15 protein-coding genes are annotated in these 16,393 nt (G+C 64.7%); 12 read left to right on the top strand and 3 right to left on the bottom strand.

Features of this window, described 5'->3' with window-relative positions:
• Window positions 1-64: 64 nt before the first annotated feature.
• From ACK4HL_RS15670 to ACK4HL_RS15715, 10 genes are all read left to right on the top strand, one after another.
• On the top strand, window positions 65-2,083 hold the full coding sequence (locus ACK4HL_RS15670) for a sigma-54-dependent Fis family transcriptional regulator (protein ID WP_409762007.1): 2,019 nt from the start codon (window positions 65-67) through the stop codon (window positions 2,081-2,083).
• Window positions 2,084-2,273: 190 nt separating this feature from the next.
• Complete coding sequence (locus tag ACK4HL_RS15675) at window positions 2,274-3,305, top strand: ATP-NAD kinase family protein (RefSeq protein ID WP_409762009.1); 1,032 nt, start codon at window positions 2,274-2,276, stop codon at window positions 3,303-3,305.
• 19 nt (window positions 3,306-3,324) lie between these two features.
• Window positions 3,325-4,323, top strand: a complete 999-nt coding sequence (locus ACK4HL_RS15680) for a thiamine pyrophosphate-dependent dehydrogenase E1 component subunit alpha (RefSeq protein ID WP_409762011.1) — start codon at window positions 3,325-3,327, stop codon at window positions 4,321-4,323.
• A gap of 19 nt (window positions 4,324-4,342) precedes the next feature.
• Window positions 4,343-5,350, top strand: a complete 1,008-nt coding sequence (locus ACK4HL_RS15685; RefSeq protein WP_409762013.1) for an alpha-ketoacid dehydrogenase subunit beta — start codon at window positions 4,343-4,345, stop codon at window positions 5,348-5,350.
• A 28-nt stretch (window positions 5,351-5,378) separates the two neighbouring features.
• Complete coding sequence (locus tag ACK4HL_RS15690; RefSeq protein WP_409762015.1) at window positions 5,379-6,491, top strand: acetoin dehydrogenase dihydrolipoyllysine-residue acetyltransferase subunit; 1,113 nt, start codon at window positions 5,379-5,381, stop codon at window positions 6,489-6,491.
• A gap of 155 nt (window positions 6,492-6,646) precedes the next feature.
• Complete coding sequence (locus ACK4HL_RS15695) at window positions 6,647-8,176, top strand: extracellular solute-binding protein (RefSeq protein WP_409762017.1); 1,530 nt, start codon at window positions 6,647-6,649, stop codon at window positions 8,174-8,176.
• A 76-nt stretch (window positions 8,177-8,252) separates the two neighbouring features.
• The gene (locus ACK4HL_RS15700; protein ID WP_409762019.1) at window positions 8,253-9,272 is read left to right on the top strand and encodes a carbohydrate ABC transporter permease; all 1,020 of its coding nucleotides are present in this window, start codon (window positions 8,253-8,255) and stop codon (window positions 9,270-9,272) included.
• Between the two features lie 3 nt (window positions 9,273-9,275).
• On the top strand, window positions 9,276-10,154 hold the full coding sequence (locus tag ACK4HL_RS15705) for a carbohydrate ABC transporter permease (RefSeq protein ID WP_409762021.1): 879 nt from the start codon (window positions 9,276-9,278) through the stop codon (window positions 10,152-10,154).
• 12 nt (window positions 10,155-10,166) lie between these two features.
• A complete protein-coding gene (locus tag ACK4HL_RS15710; protein ID WP_409762023.1) occupies window positions 10,167-11,261 on the top strand; it encodes an ABC transporter ATP-binding protein in 1,095 nt (364 codons plus the stop codon).
• 20 nt (window positions 11,262-11,281) lie between these two features.
• Window positions 11,282-11,617 carry a carboxymuconolactone decarboxylase family protein gene (locus ACK4HL_RS15715; RefSeq protein ID WP_409762025.1) on the top strand — a complete coding sequence of 112 codons (336 nt, stop codon included), beginning with the start codon at window positions 11,282-11,284 and terminating at the stop codon, window positions 11,615-11,617.
• 1 nt (window position 11,618) lies between these two features.
• Here the strand turns inward: ACK4HL_RS15715 and ACK4HL_RS15720 are convergent, their stop codons facing one another.
• Both ACK4HL_RS15720 and hemA read right to left on the bottom strand, forming a co-directional pair.
• The gene (locus ACK4HL_RS15720) at window positions 11,619-12,044 is read right to left on the bottom strand and encodes a DUF2177 family protein (protein ID WP_409762027.1); all 426 of its coding nucleotides are present in this window, start codon (window positions 12,042-12,044) and stop codon (window positions 11,619-11,621) included.
• A gap of 50 nt (window positions 12,045-12,094) precedes the next feature.
• Window positions 12,095-13,306 carry a 5-aminolevulinate synthase gene (hemA, locus tag ACK4HL_RS15725; protein WP_409762029.1) on the bottom strand — a complete coding sequence of 404 codons (1,212 nt, stop codon included), beginning with the start codon at window positions 13,304-13,306 and terminating at the stop codon, window positions 12,095-12,097.
• 246 nt (window positions 13,307-13,552) lie between these two features.
• Here hemA and ACK4HL_RS15730 point away from each other — a divergent pair, with 246 nt between their 5' ends.
• Window positions 13,553-13,858, top strand: coding sequence for a hypothetical protein (locus ACK4HL_RS15730; RefSeq protein ID WP_409762031.1), 306 nt, complete (start codon window positions 13,553-13,555; stop codon window positions 13,856-13,858).
• 36 nt (window positions 13,859-13,894) lie between these two features.
• A complete protein-coding gene (locus ACK4HL_RS15735) occupies window positions 13,895-14,272 on the top strand; it encodes a c-type cytochrome (protein WP_409762033.1) in 378 nt (125 codons plus the stop codon).
• A gap of 26 nt (window positions 14,273-14,298) precedes the next feature.
• Here ACK4HL_RS15735 and pbpC read toward each other — a convergent pair whose 3' ends face one another.
• Window positions 14,299-16,392 carry a penicillin-binding protein 1C gene (gene pbpC, locus ACK4HL_RS15740; protein ID WP_409762035.1) on the bottom strand — a complete coding sequence of 698 codons (2,094 nt, stop codon included), beginning with the start codon at window positions 16,390-16,392 and terminating at the stop codon, window positions 14,299-14,301.
• Between the last annotated feature and the right edge of the window lies 1 nt (window position 16,393).

Below are 16,393 nucleotides of genomic sequence, written 5' to 3' on the forward strand. Positions count from 1 at the left end.
CCACTGTGCAATGCAACACAGAGCCCGAAAGGACCGTCCTCCTTCCGCAGGCGGTCACGCGATCATGCGCTCTGCAGACTTGACATGCGGATTCTGCCGGCGTGATAGTCTCGGTCTTCGCAAAGGAGCCACGCCGATCTCTTCAGCGCGCGCCGAGCACATCGAGGAACTGGTCCGCGTCGCTGAGGGCCGCGACACGGCGCGCGATGAACTCATCCTCAGGTCCTGGCGGCGCTGCATCGACGGCCACAAGCTGGACCCGACGGTCCTGCGCCCGGCGGTCATCGTGGAAGACCGGAGGCTGCGCGAGCATCGCGAGGTCATTGAAGACCTGCTGCACACCGCGCGCTTCGGCGTCGAGGCGCTCTATAGGCAGGTGGCGGGCCTCGGCTACGTGCTCTTGCTGACCGATCACGAAGGCATCACAGTCGATTACATAGGCGATGAGGCGACCACGGACTACCTGCGCGAGGCCGGGCTCTACCTCGGCGCGGACTGGAACGAGGCGCGCGCCGGAACCAATGGCACGGGCACCTGCATCGCCACGGGCGAGGCCCTCACCGTCCACCAGGACGACCATTTCGACGCCATGCACATACCGCTGACCTGCACGGTGGCGCCGATCTTCGACCCCGTCGGCAACCTCTCCGCCGTACTCGACATTTCGGCGCTGCGGTCGCCGCGGGAAAAGTCGAGCCAATACCTGGCGCTGCAAATCGTGAAGAGCTTCGCCCACCGCATCGAGACCGCAAATCTCATTCGATCCTGCTCGCGGAACTGGATCGTCAAGCTCACCTCCAACCAGGCTTTGGCGGAAGTCGACATCGAACACGTGCTGGTGCTCGATTCCTCCGGCCGCATCGTCGGTTTCAACCATCACGGCCGCCGGCTCCTGGCCCAGGAACTCCGCGCCGATTGGCGGGAGGAAAGCCGCATTCTCGGCCGCCCCTTTTCCGATTTCTTCGACTGCGAGATCGACGGCCTCACGCGGTTCGTGGCGCCCAACGCAATAGAGCGCAACGTGGTGAGGCTCACCGCAACCGGCCGGAGCCTGTTCATCCAGGTGGTCCCGCCGGCCACGATCCGGGTGTTGCCCTCCGCCGTCGCGCAGGAGGACTGCAAGCTGCCGCAGCCGCTCAGGGCCGTCGCGGGCGAGGAAGCGTCGATCCAGAAGAATCTCAAGAAGCTGTCACGGCTGCTCAACACCAACATGAGCATCCTGGTGAATGGCGAGACGGGGACCGGCAAGGAATACCTCGCCAAGGCCATCCACCAGGCCAGCGCGCGGGCGAGGGGCCCATTCATCCCGGTCAATTGCGCCGCGCTCCCGGAAAACCTCATTGAAAGCGAGCTCTTCGGTTACGAGAGCGGTTCCTTCACCGGAGCGCTGGCCAAGGGCAAGAAAGGCCTGATCCGAGAGGCACATGGCGGAACCCTGTTCCTCGACGAGATCGGCGACATGCCGCTCAGTTCGCAGACGCGCCTGCTCCGCGTTCTCGCCGAGCGCGAGGTCACGCCGATCGGCGGCTCGCGGCCAAGTGCCGTCGACATGCGGGTGATCGCCGCCACCCACCGCGACCTTCTTTCACTCGTAAAAAGTGGCCGCTTCCGCGAGGATCTCTATTTCCGGCTCAACGGCGCCACAATCTCGCTCCCGCCGCTCAGGGAGCGCAGCGATCTCTCCTGGATCGTGATGCAGCTTCTCGAGAAGCGTCCCTATGTGGATGGCACGCCGCGCAGCATCTCACCTCAGGCGCTGGGGGTGCTGGCCTCCTACGACTGGCCCGGCAACATACGAGAGCTCGTCAACGTCGTCGATTTCGCCTGTGCCGTGGCGAGCGACCCCGCGATCGACATGGAAGATCTGCCGGATCAGGTTTTCCGCCGCACGGATGAAAGCCCGGCACGTGGGGAGGATACGAAATTGCCGCGGGAAAACAGCGAGGCAGCCGTCCTGCGGGAAGATTTGCGGCGCGCCGGATGGAACGTTTCTGCCGCCGCGCGTCTTCTGGGTATCGACCGCACCACGTTGCACCGCCGAATGAGGCGCCTTGGCGTGACCTTGCCGCCGCGCGCCACATAGAGGCGTGGCGCCACACCTGTGGCGCCCGGCTGCCACAGCTGTCGCAGCCCGCGCGCCTGCTTCTCGCAATTGCAAACCAACTTTGTTGCGGCGCTTTTCGCTGGAATGCGCATGAGGCCTGTGCGCATGCAAACTGGCACGCCCCTTGCTGCTCGGTCATCCAAACACAATAAGGACGTCCAGGGTTCAAATGGGAAGCGCCATTGGCATCATCGCCAATCCTGTCTCCGCGCGTGACATTCGCCGCGTCATCGCCAATGCGACGGCGCTGCAGATCACAGATCGTGCAAACATCGTTCTGCGCGTGCTCTCCTGCGTCAAGGCGTGCGGCGTCGACCATGTCTACATGATGCCCGAGAACGGCGGTATCCGGCATCACGTGCGGCGTGGCATCGACCGGGCGGAGAACCAGGGCCTGAAGCATTTTCCGAAAATCGAGTACCTCGACTACAAGATCTCGGGGACGGTCGAGGACACGCTGAAAGCGGCCCGTCTCATGAAGGAGAAAGGCGTCTCGGCCATCGTGGTGCTCGGCGGCGACGGAACGCACCGTGCGGTGGTGACGGCCTGCGGCGACGTGCCCATCGCCGGGATTTCAACCGGCACCAACAACGCCTTCCCCGAACATCGCGAGCCGACGATCACCGGCCTGGCCGTGGGGCTGGCGGTCACCGGCAAGGTTCCGCCCAAGGAGGCCTTCCTTCCCAACAAGAAGATCGTGGTCCGGGTCAACGACCAGGAGGAAATCGCTCTCGTCGATGTCGCCGTCGTCACCGAGCGCTACATCGGTGCGCGTGCGCTGTGGCGGACGGAGACCTTCCGCGAACTGTTCGTCACCTTCGCCGATCCCGAGGTGATCGGCATGTCGGCCATCGCGGGGCTGTTGACGCCCGTCACGCGGCTGGACGGCGGCGGGCTCCATGTCCGGCTCGCGCCGGAGGACGAGGCCAACATCGTCCTCGATACGCCCATCGCACCCGGCTACATGCGCGGGATCGGCATCCGCGATTACACGCCGATGAAGCCCAACGTGAAGTATCGGCCATCGATCACCGACGGTTCCATCGCGCTCGACGGCGAGCGCGAGCTCTCCTTCACGCGCGACGACGACGTCACCATCGAACTCGTGCCCAACGCTTTCCGGACCGTGAACGTCAGCGGCTGCATGCAATACGCCTCGCGTCACGGCCTGATGCGCCTGAAGACCAAGATCAACGCATAACACCACTGGGAGGACATTGATGACTGCACCCAACAGCACAGCCGGGATTTTCCCGCTGGACAAGCCGGACCTTCTCAAGGCCTACCGCACCATGCGCACCATCCGCGAGTTCGAGGAGCGGCTCCACGCCGACTTCGCCAAGGGTGACATTCCTGGCTTCGTGCATCTCTATGCCGGCGAGGAAGCGGCCGGCACCGGCATCATGATGCATCTCGAAGACAAGGACCGCATCGCCTCAACCCACCGCGGCCATGGCCATTGCATCGCCAAGGGCGTGGACCCCAAGGAGATGATGGCGGAAATCTACGGCAAGGTGACGGGCTCCTGCCGCGGCAAGGGCGGCTCCATGCACATCGCCGACCTGTCGAAGGGCATGATGGGCGCCAACGGCATCCTCGGCGCCGGTGCCCCGCTGGTCTGCGGCGCGGCGCTCGCAGCCAAGTACCGCGGCGATGGCGGCGTGGCGATTTCCTTCGTGGGCGACGGCGCCTCCAACCAGGGCACCTTCCTCGAGAGCCTCAATCTCGCGGCCGTCTGGAACCTGCCGGCGATCTTCGTCGTGGAAAACAACGGCTATGCCGAGTCCACCTCGCGCGACTATGCGGTGGCCGTGGACTCCTACGTCGACCGCGCTGCGGGCTTCGGCCTACCCGGCGTCACGGTGGACGGGCTCGACTTCTTTGCCGTCTACGAAGCGGCGGGCGAAATCATCAAGCGGGCTCGCGAGGGCGGCGGCCCCGCGCTCCTCGAATGCAAGATGATCCGCATGTACGGCCACTTCGAGGGCGACCAGCAGACATACCGCGCCAAGGGCGAACTCGAGGACATCCGCGCCAACAAGGACTGCATCAAGATGTTCTCGCAGCGCGTCACCGAGGCCGGCGTCGTCAGCCGCTCCGAACTCGACGCCATAGACCGCGAGGTGGTGGCGGAAATCCAGCAGGCCGTGACCTTCGCCAAGTCGGCGCCGCTCCCGACGGCAGCCGACCTCACCACCGATGTCTATGTCAGCTACTGATCTGAAGGAGAGATAAGCAATGGCACGCAAGATCAGCATGCGCCAGGCGATTAACGAGGCGCTCGACCAGGAAATGGCCCGCGATCCGAACGTGATCGTCATGGGCGAGGACATCGTCGGCGGCGCCGGCGGCGAAGGCGAGGAGGATGCCTGGGGCGGCGTTCTCGGCGTCACCAAGGGGCTCCATGCCAAACACAAGGGCAGGCTGCTGGATACGCCGCTCTCCGAGTCGGCCTATATCGGCGCGGCCATCGGTGCCGCTGCCTGCGGCATGCGCCCGGTCGCGGAACTCATGTTCCTCGATTTCATGGGCGTCTGCTTCGACCAGATCTTCAACCAGGCCGCCAAGTTCAAGTACATGTTCGGCGGCAAGGCGGAGACGCCGGTGGTGATCCGCGCCATGGTCGGCGCCGGCTTCCGCGCCGCGGCCCAGCACAGCCAGATGCTGACGCCGCTCTTCGTGCACATTCCGGGCCTGAAGGTGGTCTGCCCGTCCAACGCCTATGACGCCAAGGGCCTGCTCATCCAGTCGATCCGCGACAACGATCCCGTGATCTTCTGCGAGCACAAGAACCTCTATGGCATCGAGGCGGACGTTCCCACCGAATCCTATGCCATCCCCTTCGGCGAGGCGAACGTCGTGCGCGAGGGCAAGCATGCCACCATCGTCACCTACGGCATGATGGTGAACCGCTCCATGGAAGCCGCGGCGGCACTCGCCAAGCAGGGCGTGGAATGCGAGGTGATCGACCTGCGCACCCTCTCGCCCATCGATTGGGACACCGTGATCGACAGCGCGGAGCGCACCGGACACGTGGTCTGCGTGGACGAGGCCAATCCGCGCTGCTCCATCGCCTCGGACGTGTCGGCGATGGTCACCCAGGAGTGCTTCAAGGCGCTGAAGGGCCCGATCCAGATGGTGACGGCGCCGCACACGCCCGTGCCGTTCTCGCCGGTCCTGGAAGACCTCTACATCCCCTCGGCCGAGGCGATCGCCAAGGCGGTGAAGCGGTCGATGGCGAACTGAGCGTTGCATTGCAAGTGAGGACGTGAAGATGACTGACACCCGTATCGTGCCGATCGTCATGCCCAAGTGGGGCCTCTCCATGAAGGAGGGGAAGGTGACGGGCTGGCTCCTCGAAGACGGCTCGAAGATCAATGTCGGAGACGCGATTCTCGAAGTCGAAACCGACAAGATCGCGGGGTCCGTCGAAGCGCATGAGGCCGGCGTGCTGAGAAGGCGCGTCGGCCAGCCCGACACGATCTATCCCGTCAAGTCGCTGCTTGGGGTGATCGCCGATCCTTCCGTGCCGGACTCCGAGATCGAGGCCTTCGTGTCATCGTATGTGACGCCTGCCTCGGACGACGAGGGCGAGGAGCAGGGTCCGAAATACGAGTTCGCGGACACGGCGGCTGGCAAGCTCCGCTACGCCAAGCGCGGCTCGGGGGACGAGACCCTGATCCTCATCCACGGTTTCGGCGGCGATCTCGACAACTGGTTGTTCAACATCGATGCGCTGGGCGAGAAGGCCACCGTCTATGCCCTCGACCTGCCGGGCCATGGCCAGTCCGCGAAGGCGCTCGAAAACCCCGGGCTCGGCAGCCTCACGGCGGCGCTTTCCTCCTTCATGGACAAGCTCGGCATCGGCAAGGCCCATCTCGTGGGCCATTCCATGGGTGGGGCCATCGCCATGCAGCTGGCGGCCGACCAGCCGCAGAAGGTCAAGTCGCTGACGCTGATCTGCTCGGCAGGGCTCGGCCCCGATATCGGCAGCTATGTGGACGAGTACGTGGCAGCGCAAGGCCGCAAGGACCTGAAGCCGGTCCTCGAGCAGCTCTTCGCCGACAAGAGCCTGGTAAGCCGGCAGCTCGTCGAAGACGTGCTGAAATACAAGCGGCTGGACGGTGTCGAATCCGTGCTGAAGGCGCTTTCGTCCGCACTCTTCGGCGGACGCAAGCAACATGACGCGCCAGGTGCGAAGCTCGCCGGAAAGCTGCCGCCGACGCTCGTCATCTGGGGGAAGGAAGACCAGATCATACCCGCAGCCCACTCCGCCAACCTGCCCGGCACCAAGGTGCACGTCATCGATGGCGCCGGCCACATGGTGTTCATGGAGAAGGCCAGCGATGTGAACAACCTGATCAAGGCTCACATCGCTGGCTCGTGACCACCCCGTCGCCCAGCCGTTCACACGGCCAGAGAAAGGAGGACCACGGATCACGGAAGCTTGGGACTTTCCGCGAGATGCGACGGCGCTGCAACGCCACCGCGTCTCCTGTTTGATCGACAAGAACACGAAAATCAACATGGGAGAAAACGCTGATGTTTTCGATACCGAAGAATGCGGTCTACTCGCGCGTAAGCCGCCGCAAGTTCCTGGAATTGGGTGGTGGCGCGGCATCGGCTCTGGGCGTCGGATCGATGACGCTGGGTCTCGGCTCCACCATCACCAGGAGCAGGGTTCAGGCGGCCTCGTCGGACGATGCCAAGTGGAAGCAATATGCCGGCTCGAAGCTCGTCTTCATGTCGGAGAACACGCCCCCGTCCTTCGCCATCCGTGACAACATCAAGGCCTTCACCGATCTCACCGGCATCGAGGTGACCATTCTCACGGACGACCTCCCGGTGGTGCAGCAGAAGGTCGGCATCGACCTGCGCGGCGGCAAGTCGGACTATCACCTGAACTACGTGCAGGACAAGCCGATCGGCGCGCCCTTCGGCGAGTTCTACGCCGACATGTCGCCGATGTTCGGCGACGACACGCTGCCGCAGGACCCCGACGGCTATGGCGACGAGGCCTGGTTCGAGAACTTCCTGTCGGCCTGCGGCCGCTTCTACACCGAAGGAAAGATCGTCGCACTTCCCTATGATGCGGCCATCGCCTGCACTTTCTACCGCCAGGACCTGTTCGAGGCCAACTCCAAGGACTTCGAGGCGGAATACGGCTACCGCCTCGAATTCACCAAGGATTCGACCTGGCAGAACGTCATCGACATGGCGGCCTTCTTCAAGAAAGCCAAGGAGGCCGGCAAGGACGTGCCATATGGCTACGCCCAGCACCAGGGTTCCTTCGCTTGGACGACGCAACTCGACATCCAGCGCTTCCTGTTCGCCAACGGGCGCTGGATGGACTGGAACATCGACGACGTCTACGGCTCCAAGGAGCCGGGCAAGACCAACTGGGGCGACGAATCCTCGATCGCCATGCTGACCAAGTTCAAGGAGCTGGCGGACGTCTGCCATCCGGACAATCTGGCCAACGGCACGCTGGAACTGAACACCGTCTACCAGGCCGGTAACATCGCGATGCAGACGCAGTATCACGAGTTCGCGGCCTCGATCGAGGATGAGAAGACCTCGCGCGCCGCTGGCGGCAAGACGGCCTATGCGCCCTGCCCGAAGGGCGATCCCAAGTGGATCAAGAACGGGGGCGAGGCGGTCAACGGCACCAACTGCGGCATCGGCGGCATCGGCATCAACGGCAATGCCCCCGACGATCTCAAGCGTGCGGCCTACATCTTCGCCATCTGGTCGGTATCGCGTGACAACCAGTTCAACGTGCTCAAGGGTCTGGGCGGCACGCCGACCCGGAAATCGGTGCTGGAGATCGACGAGGTGAAGAAGGCGCAGCAGCGCCCGACCACCATGCCGAACGCGCTCACCTTCGACCCCGTCTACAATTACGGCATCAAGAACCCGCATTTCGTTCTTGGGCCGAAGATCCCGAACGCCAACGAGTACCACTCGATCCTGGCGGCGGAAGTGCAGAAGTGCCTCTCCAATGAGCAAACGCCGGAAGAGGCGGCGAAGTCGATCCAGACCCAGCTCGACGAGCTGAACGGCGCCGGCTGATTTTACCTCCCTGCACGAAAAGACCGGCGGCCTCCGGGCCGCCGGTTCACCCCACCCTTTCCATTGCGAGAGCCCGATGACCGACGTCACAATGTCCACCGGCCCGGGATCACCCGAGAGGGCGAAGAAGGCCAGCTCCGGCCTCGAGCTTTTCCGCGTCCGTCACATTCCGGACAGCGTCGAGTCGCGGCCGGTTTCGGCAGTGGCGGCGGAACCCGCGTCGGTGAACCCGCCGGCCTCCAAGGCCTATTACTTCCTGCTCATGGCACCCGCCATTCTCGTCCTGGCCTTCATCTCGATCTATCCCTTCTTCTGGATGATCTACATGAGCCTGCACGAGGTGGACATCGGGAAGATCGAATGGAACAACTTCGAGAATTTCACCAGGCTCGCCGGCGACACGCGTTTCCTGATGGGCTGGTGGCTTCTCATCCAGTACAGCTTCCTGTGCCTGGCGCTGCAGATCGCGATCGGCGTGTTCCTGGCGGTCTCGCTCAACGGCTCCCGTTACGAGAAGGTGCTCGTCACCACGCTTCTCATGCCGATGATGATGGCCCCGCTGGTGGCCGGCATGGTCTGGTACTTCCTCTATAACGGCACGTTCGGCTGGTATCACTGGCTGCTGCAAAGCATGGGGATACTCGGCCCCAAGTCGATCCTCGCCAGTTCCAGCACGGCGATGATCGGCATCGTGCTGGTGGACGTGTGGCAGTGGACGCCCCTCATCACGCTCATCACGCTGGCGGGCCTCAAGCGCGTGCCGCAGGACCAGCTCGAGGCCAACATGGTTGACGGCGCCTCGCCGATCCGCAACTTCATGTCGGTCACGCTGCCCAATCTCTACCCCGTGCTTCTGATCGCCATCATGCTGCGCTTCATGGACAATTTCCGCTTCATCGACTCGATCCTGGTGCTCACCGGCGGCGGGCCGGGCAACGCCACGAAGATCCTGCCCGTCTATCTCTTCGAGGTGTCGTTCAAGTTCTTCAAGCTCGGGCGGGGTGCCGCGATCGCGCTCATCCTGCTGATCGTCACCATCATCCTTGGCATGCTGCTCGTGCGCGTCTTCGACCGCCAGCAGCCGAAGAAGGTGTAAGCCATGGCATCGCGCGAAGTCATCCACTACGAGACGCCGCTGTCGAAGGCGCTGAAGTGGTTCTCGGCCGTGTTCATCGCCTTCTACGTGGTGTGGACGGTGCTGCCGATCTTCATCATGTTCGTCTCCTCCTTCAAGGACCTGCTGGAGGCCTTCAAGCTTCCAGCGGTGGGAGACTGGGGCGGTATCACGGTGTTCTTCGAATTCACCCCCACGACCAAGCATTACTACGAGCTCTTCGCCAATCTGGGCTTTTCGACCTATCTCTTCAATTCGCTGGTGGCCGCGGCAGGCTCCGCCGTGGTGTCGGTCATACTGGGCTCGATGTGCGCCTACTCGCTTTCGCGCATCGATTTCCGCGGCAAGAGCGACCTGTTCTTCTGGATCATCTCGACGCGCATGGCGCCGGTGGTGGCGGTGATGGTGCCACTCTACTGGATCTTCCGCGAGCTCGATCTCGTGGGCACGCTGCCGGGCCTTATCCTCGCCTACACGACCTTCAACCTGCCCTTCGCCATCTGGATCCTGAAGGGCTTCTTCGACAATGTCCCCTATGCCATCGAGGAGGCGCAGATGGTGGACGGCGCCACCCGGCTCCAGGCCTTCCGCGCCATCCTGCCGCTGGTCGCGCCGGGCATCGGTGCCTTCCTCGTGCTGTGCATTCTCTTCGCCTGGAACGATTACCTGTTCGCCGCAATCATCGGATCGGGCGGTGCCAAAACGCTTCCGGCCGCCACGCGCGAACTGGTGCAACCGCAGAACATCCAGTGGGGGCAGATCATGGCGGCGGGCGTCGTCACCACGCTTCCCATGATGTTCCTGGGCCTGGTCATCCGGAAATATCTCGTCACCGGCCTCACCATGGGCGCGGTCAAGGAATAGCAGGAGTTCGCAATGGCAAAGGTATCGTTCCGCAATGTCTGGAAGAAATACGGCAGCCTTCCGGCCGTGAAGGACCTCAACATCGAGTGCCCGGACGGGTCCTTCCTCTCGATCCTCGGGCCCTCGGGGTGCGGAAAGTCCTCGACCATGCGCATGGTGGCCGGCCTCGAGCACATCACAGCCGGTCAGATCCTGTTCGACGAGAAGCCGATCAACGAGCTTGCTCCGAAAGACCGTGACGTCGCGATGGTGTTCGAGAACTATGCTCTCTACCCGCACAAGAGCGTGTACGAGAACATGGCGAACCCGCTGAAGCTGCGCGGCCAGGACGTGGCCAAGATCAAGGAGAGGGTCACCGCCGCGGCGAAGCTCCTCGAGATCCATCACCTGCTCGAACGGCGCCCGCAGGAGCTTTCGGGCGGGCAGAAGCAGCGCGTGGCGATCGGCCGCGCCATCGTCCGGGAGCCGAACCTGTTCCTCTTCGACGAGCCGATCGCCCACCTCGACGCCAAGCTCCGCGCCCACATGCGCGGCGAGATCAAGCATCTCCAGCGCACGCTCGGCACCACCATGATCTATGTCACCCATGACCAGCTCGAGGCCATGTCCATGGCGGATAAGATCGCCGTGATGCATGAGGGCGAGCTGCAGCAGCTCGGAACCCCGCGCGAGGTCTACAACAGGCCGGTGAATGCGTGGGTTGCGGGCTTCGTCGGCGAGCCCGCGATGAATTTCGTCGACGTGCAACTGCAGGACAAGGCCGGCACGACCCATTTCACCCATCCGAACTTCTCCATCCCGGTGACCGGCGAACAGCAGCAGATCATCGGCCGCGGGGCACGGCCCAATGCCCTGCGCATGGGCGTGCGACCCGATGCGCTGTCGATCTCCATGACGCGGCCACAGGAGGATCACATGACGGGCAGGATCTTCGTCACCGAGCTTCTGGGCGGCGACATGATCATCGACGTCGACCTCGAGGACAGCCGCATCCGGGTGAAGACCTCGACGGAGTTCGACGGGGTCGAAGGCCAGACCTGCTACATGACCGTCAATCGCGACAAGTGGCATGCCTTCTCCAAGGAGAACGGCAAGGCCCTGTTCTGAGACTCTGAAAGGAACCGATCATGGCTGACGCCAAGGAACTGCTCGCCGGCGTGAATGCGCGACTGATGAACCTGTTCAAGGCCGAAAAGCAGACGATGATGGCCTTCAACGGCCTCGCCGTCGCGGCCACGCGGGAGGGCAAGATCTCGCCGGCGCTGAAGGAGCTGACGGCCGTCGCCATCGCGGTCGCCACAGGCTGCGAGGATTGCATCGTCTATCATGCGGCAGCCGCGAAAAAACATGGCGCCACGCGCGAGGAATTGGGCGAGATGCTGGCGGTCGCCGTCGAGATGTCGGGGGGACCAGGCGCGGTCTATTCCGCCAAGGCGCTGGACCTGTTCGACCAGCTCTCCTAACTCAGCGGGAGAGCAGCTTCGTCCCGATCAGCACCGCGAGGGCGGACACGGATGCCGTCAGCGCCGTGCCCCAGATCATGTCGATGATCGCGATGCGCGCCGTGAAGCCCTTCATCACCGCGAGATTGGTGAGATCGTAGGTGCCATAGGCAATGAGGCCCAGCAGCGCTCCATAGAGGAGACCCTGGAGCGCGGACTGGGCCTGAACGGCCGGCCAGATCACCATCACCAGCATTCCCGTCACGTACAGAAGATAAAAGGCGGCGGCGGCCCAGAGGTTGGGCGGCTGGCGCAGGATCTCGCCGATCTCGCTCACATAGAGGCTGCGGCCAAGCCAGAGCAGCCAGGCCATGTCGATGGCGAGAAACAGGATCGCCGCGGCAAACCAGAGAACCATCCACTGCATCATCGGCCGCCTCCCCGTCACGCACGACTCCTTACGGACGGCAGCCGGGAGGGATCACATGCCGCCCGCCATCAGGCGACTGCCCGTGAAAGCGCGCATTGCGACCAGAGCTCCGACAGGGCGGACACGAGATGGTCGATGTCGGCATCGGTGTGGAGCGGGGTCGGTGTGATGCGCAGCCTTTCGGTGCCGCGCGGCACGGTGGGATAGTTGATGGGCTGGATGTAGATGCCGTAGCGTTCCAGCAGGATGTCGCTGATCCACTTGCATTTCTTCGCATCGCCCACCATCACGGGCACGATGTGGCTGTCGTTCGCCTTGTAGGGAACCCCCGCCTGGTCGAGCTTGCGGCGCAGCCTGGCTACCCTCTCTTTCTGGCGCATGCGCTCGAACTGGCTCACCTTGAGATGCCGGATCGAGGCGGCAGCACCAGCCGCCACCGCCGGCGGCAGCGCGGTGGTGAAGATGAAGCCCGAAGCAAAGCTCCGCACGAAGTCGCACAGCGCCGCCGAGCCGGTGATGTAGCCGCCCACCACGCCAAAGGCCTTGCCGAGCGTTCCCTCGATCACCGTCAGCCGGTCCATCAGCCCGTCTCGCTCGGCAATGCCGCCGCCGCGCGGGCCATACATCCCCACGGCGTGCACTTCGTCGAGATAGGTCATGGCGCCGTAGCGCTCCGCCAGGCCGCAGATGTCCTCGATGGGGCCGAGGTCGCCATCCATGGAATAGACGGATTCGAAGGCGATCAGCTTCGGGCGGGCCGGGTCGGCCGCCTTCAGCAGGCGCTCGAGGTCGTCGAGATCGTTGTGACGGAAGATGTGCCGCTCGGCCCGGCTGTGACGGATGCCCTCGATCATCGAGGCGTGGTTGCCGGCGTCCGAGAAGACGATGCAGTTCGGGATGCAGCTCGCCAGCGTGCCGAGCGCCGCCCAGTTCGAAACATAGCCCGAGGTGAAGAGCAGGGCGCTCTCCTTGCCATGGAGGTCGGCCAGTTCGCGCTCGAGTTCCACGTGATAGTGGTTGGTGCCGGAAATGTTGCGTGTGCCGCCGGCGCCCGCGCCGCAGCGGTCCAGCGCCTCGTGCATTGCGGCGAGCACCTTGGGGTTCTGGCCCATGCCGAGATAGTCGTTGGAGCACCAGACGGTGATCTCGCGTCCTTCCGTTCCGTGATGGATGGCCTTGGGAAACTGTCCCGCCTTGCGCTCGAGATCGGCGAAGATGCGGTAGCGGCCCTCGGCACGCAGCGTGTCCAGTTCCGACTTGAAGAAATTCTCGTAGTCCATCAGGTCCTCTCCGCCAGGCGCGCGCTCGCACCTTTCCGGGGTTCGGTTTTCAGGGCTGTATAGTCAAATCCCCCCGGGAAGGACTTGCGAGATTTCGCCGCGTTGCGGCAAGATGGCCGGTCTGGGGGCATGAAACCTCCGCGTGAAGCGCCCTGACGGTTTCAGCGGTTCCATTGCCCCCGCGTCCTTGATCCTGCTCAAGGCACTCGCTTTCCGCGACGCTCAGTTTTCTGGATCGGAATGGACTTGGAAGCCTTCATTTACAGCGGACGCATCGCCGACACGGTCCTCGTGGTGCTTTCCGCCGAGGTAGCCCTTGTCGGCTTCCTGCTCTGGCGGCGGAGCGAGGCCTTCGGCCTCCTCTCCTTCGTGGCGAGCGCGCTGGCATTGGGATCGATTGTCCTCGCGCTGCGCGCCGCCTTGCTCGGGGCGGGAGGTCTCTTTGTCGCAATCTATCTCGGCGCGGGGCTCCTTGCGCACGGCTCGGAGATCGCCTTAAGAGTGCTGGCCACGAGACACGCGGACGGCGTTTCCTCGGAAGAAAAGAAGTAACCGAACCCATCCTTCGAACGACGAGGAGTATTCCCCATGTTCAAGACCGCCATCCTCGCCGCTGCCGCGGCGGTGCTGCTTGCCGTTCCGGCTCACGCCGAGGGCGATGCCGCCAAGGGAGAAAAGGTCTTCGCCAAGTGCAAGGCCTGCCACGAGGTGGAGAAGGGCGTCAACAAGGTCGGTCCGACGCTGAAGGGCGTGGCGGGACGTGCGGCAGGCAGCGTGCCGGATTTCAAGTATTCGGAGGCCATGCTGGCGAAGGGCGGCGAGGGCCTGGTGTGGGACGACGCCAATCTGGGCGCCTATCTGGCCGATCCCAAAGGCTTCATTCCCAAGAACAAGATGGCCTTCGCGGGTCTGAAGAAGCCTGAAGAGGTGGCGGACGTGATCGCCTATCTCAAGGCGCACCCCTGATCATTGCTTGAGCAGCCGGGGCGCGCTCACTCCACCCGCACGCGCGCCGTGGCGGTCTTGCCCCTGGCGTCGATCACCGATAGCCGGGCGAAGCCCTTGGCCGGCCCTTCCCAGAAGGATTCGCGGCGGAATTCGCCCGCGGTCACCGGCACGCCGTCGACGAGCCAGGTGAAGGGCGGCGTCCCGCCATAGACCTTGAGGCTCACGGGCGACGTCTCTCCGCCAAGGTCGATGCGCGCACCGTCGGGCGGGAAGGCGATGGCCGGCGGCGCTTCGCCCGAAGACGCGCTCGCCACCTCCGGCAGGCCATGCGGGCGGAAGCGCTGGAGTGCCGCGGAAAGCTCGGTCGTACGCGCGATCACGGTGCCGGGAGGTGCCGGGGGAAGCGGGCTTCGCGATGGCCACAGCCGCTGGAACGCCTCGAAAAGGATCGGGGCCGCGGCGAGCCGCCCGACGACGCCGGGAACGGCGGCGCCGTCCGGCCGCCCCACCCAGACGGCGATGGTGGCTGCGCCGTCATAGCCAACCGCCCAGGCATCGCGGTAGCCATAGGAGGTGCCGGTCTTGTAGGCGATCAGCCCGCCCACCGCGTTCTGCGGCGCCGGAGCGCCCCTCAGAACGTCGCCGATCATCCAGGCGGCGGAAGGCTCGAAGAGGCGGCGGAGCGGCTTGGCATTGCGGCGCTCCTCCAGCTGCCAGCTCAGGCTGACGGGCTCGCCGCCGCGGGCCAGCGCCAGGTAGAGTGCTGCAAGGTCGGTCAGGCGCACGCCCGCGCCGCCCAACCCCACGGCGAGCCCTGGCCCGGCATTGGGCGGCAGCACCGGCTTCACGCCGGCATTGGCGAGCCGCGCCATGAGCCGGTCCGGCCCGACCTGGTCGAGGATCTGCAGGGCGGGAACGTTCAGCGATTGCTGGAGCGCGGTGCGCACCGTCACGGTGCCGTGGAAGGCGTCGTCGAAGTTCTCCGGCGCGTAGGCGCCATAGCGCACGGCGCGATCGTCGATGAGGGTCTCGGGGTGGACGATGCCATCCTCGAAGGCCAGCCCATAGATGAAGGGCTTCAGCGTGGAGCCCGGGGAACGGAGCGCCAGCGCCAGGTCCATCTGCCCGGCCCGGACGCGGTCGAAATAGCCGGTTCCCCCCACATGGGCGCGAATCTCGCCGGTGCGGTTGTCGGCAACGAGAATGGCCGCGGCGACGCCTGAGCCGATCGCCAGCGCCCGGTCCCGCGCCAGGGTCTCGAGCGAAGCCTGCAGCTCGCGCGCGAGGGTCGTCGTCACGACAGCCCCGGAAAGCGACTGCTTCGCCAGGCGCTCCGCCACATGGGCCGCCAGCAGCGGAAAGGCGAGGCGGCCCTTCGGCGCCTCTTCACCGGATGCGGCCTGCGCCTGGTCGGCGTTGACGACGCCCTCTGCCGCGAGGCGCGCGACGACGCGGTTGCGCGCGGCCTTCGCCGCCTTGGGATTGCGGTCCGGCCGCCGGCTTTCGGGCGCCTGAGGCAGCGCCACCAGCAGCGCGCTCTCGGCCGTCGAGAGCCTTTTCGGTTCCTTGCCGAAATAGGCGAGCGCGGCGGCGCGCGTGCCCTCGATGTTGCCGCCATAGGGCGCGAGCGTCAGGTAGAGGTCGAGGATCTGGCGCTTCGACAGCCGGCGCTCGATCTGCACCGCACGGATCATCTCCGCGATCTTGTCGGTGAGGCGCCGCTGCGGCCGTGGTTCGAGCAGCCGTGCCACCTGCATCGTCAGCGTCGAGCCGCCCGAAACGATCCTGCCATGGCTGAGCGCCTGCCAGGAGGCGCGGAGAAGGGCTCTCGGGTCCACCCCATGGTGGGAGTAGAAGCGCTTGTCCTCATAGGCCACGAGCATATTCAGGAAGCGCGGGTCGACGTCGTCCGCAGTCACCGGGAGCCTCCAGTAACCGTCCTTGGTGATGAAGGGGCGGAGCAGCCTGCCGTCGCGGTCCACCACCAGCGTCGAGTAGGTGACGTCCTCGCCGAGGGGCACGGGCCCGAGGCGGCGCAGCGTCTCGCTGACGCCGAAGCCCACGCCGTTCAGGGCGAGCAGCACGAAGAGCAGCGCCACGTAGAGCCGCAGGGGCCAGCGGCGGGGCTCGCCCTTCATG

Origin of the sequence: Aestuariivirga sp. (assembly GCF_046294715.1) — a bacterium.
In the GTDB taxonomy this organism is placed as follows: Bacteria; Pseudomonadota; Alphaproteobacteria; order Rhizobiales; family Aestuariivirgaceae; genus Aestuariivirga.

Excerpts from the sequence above, each read along its gene's own strand:
- ACK4HL_RS15670 (WP_409762007.1), top strand. The coding sequence starts at position 65 with ATGCGCTCTGCAGACTTGACATGCGGATTCTGCCGGCGTGATAGTCTC.
- ACK4HL_RS15675 (WP_409762009.1), top strand. The coding sequence starts at position 2,274 with ATGGGAAGCGCCATTGGCATCATCGCCAATCCTGTCTCCGCGCGTGAC.
- ACK4HL_RS15680 (WP_409762011.1), top strand. The coding sequence starts at position 3,325 with ATGACTGCACCCAACAGCACAGCCGGGATTTTCCCGCTGGACAAGCCG.
- ACK4HL_RS15685 (WP_409762013.1), top strand. The coding sequence starts at position 4,343 with ATGGCACGCAAGATCAGCATGCGCCAGGCGATTAACGAGGCGCTCGAC.
- ACK4HL_RS15690 (WP_409762015.1), top strand. The coding sequence starts at position 5,379 with ATGACTGACACCCGTATCGTGCCGATCGTCATGCCCAAGTGGGGCCTC.
- ACK4HL_RS15695 (WP_409762017.1), top strand. The coding sequence starts at position 6,647 with ATGTTTTCGATACCGAAGAATGCGGTCTACTCGCGCGTAAGCCGCCGC.
- ACK4HL_RS15700 (WP_409762019.1), top strand. The coding sequence starts at position 8,253 with ATGACCGACGTCACAATGTCCACCGGCCCGGGATCACCCGAGAGGGCG.
- ACK4HL_RS15705 (WP_409762021.1), top strand. The coding sequence starts at position 9,276 with ATGGCATCGCGCGAAGTCATCCACTACGAGACGCCGCTGTCGAAGGCG.
- ACK4HL_RS15710 (WP_409762023.1), top strand. The coding sequence starts at position 10,167 with ATGGCAAAGGTATCGTTCCGCAATGTCTGGAAGAAATACGGCAGCCTT.
- ACK4HL_RS15715 (WP_409762025.1), top strand. The coding sequence starts at position 11,282 with ATGGCTGACGCCAAGGAACTGCTCGCCGGCGTGAATGCGCGACTGATG.
- hemA (WP_409762029.1), bottom strand. The coding sequence starts at position 13,306 with ATGGACTACGAGAATTTCTTCAAGTCGGAACTGGACACGCTGCGTGCC.
- ACK4HL_RS15735 (WP_409762033.1), top strand. The coding sequence starts at position 13,895 with ATGTTCAAGACCGCCATCCTCGCCGCTGCCGCGGCGGTGCTGCTTGCC.
- pbpC (WP_409762035.1), bottom strand. The coding sequence starts at position 16,392 with ATGAAGGGCGAGCCCCGCCGCTGGCCCCTGCGGCTCTACGTGGCGCTG.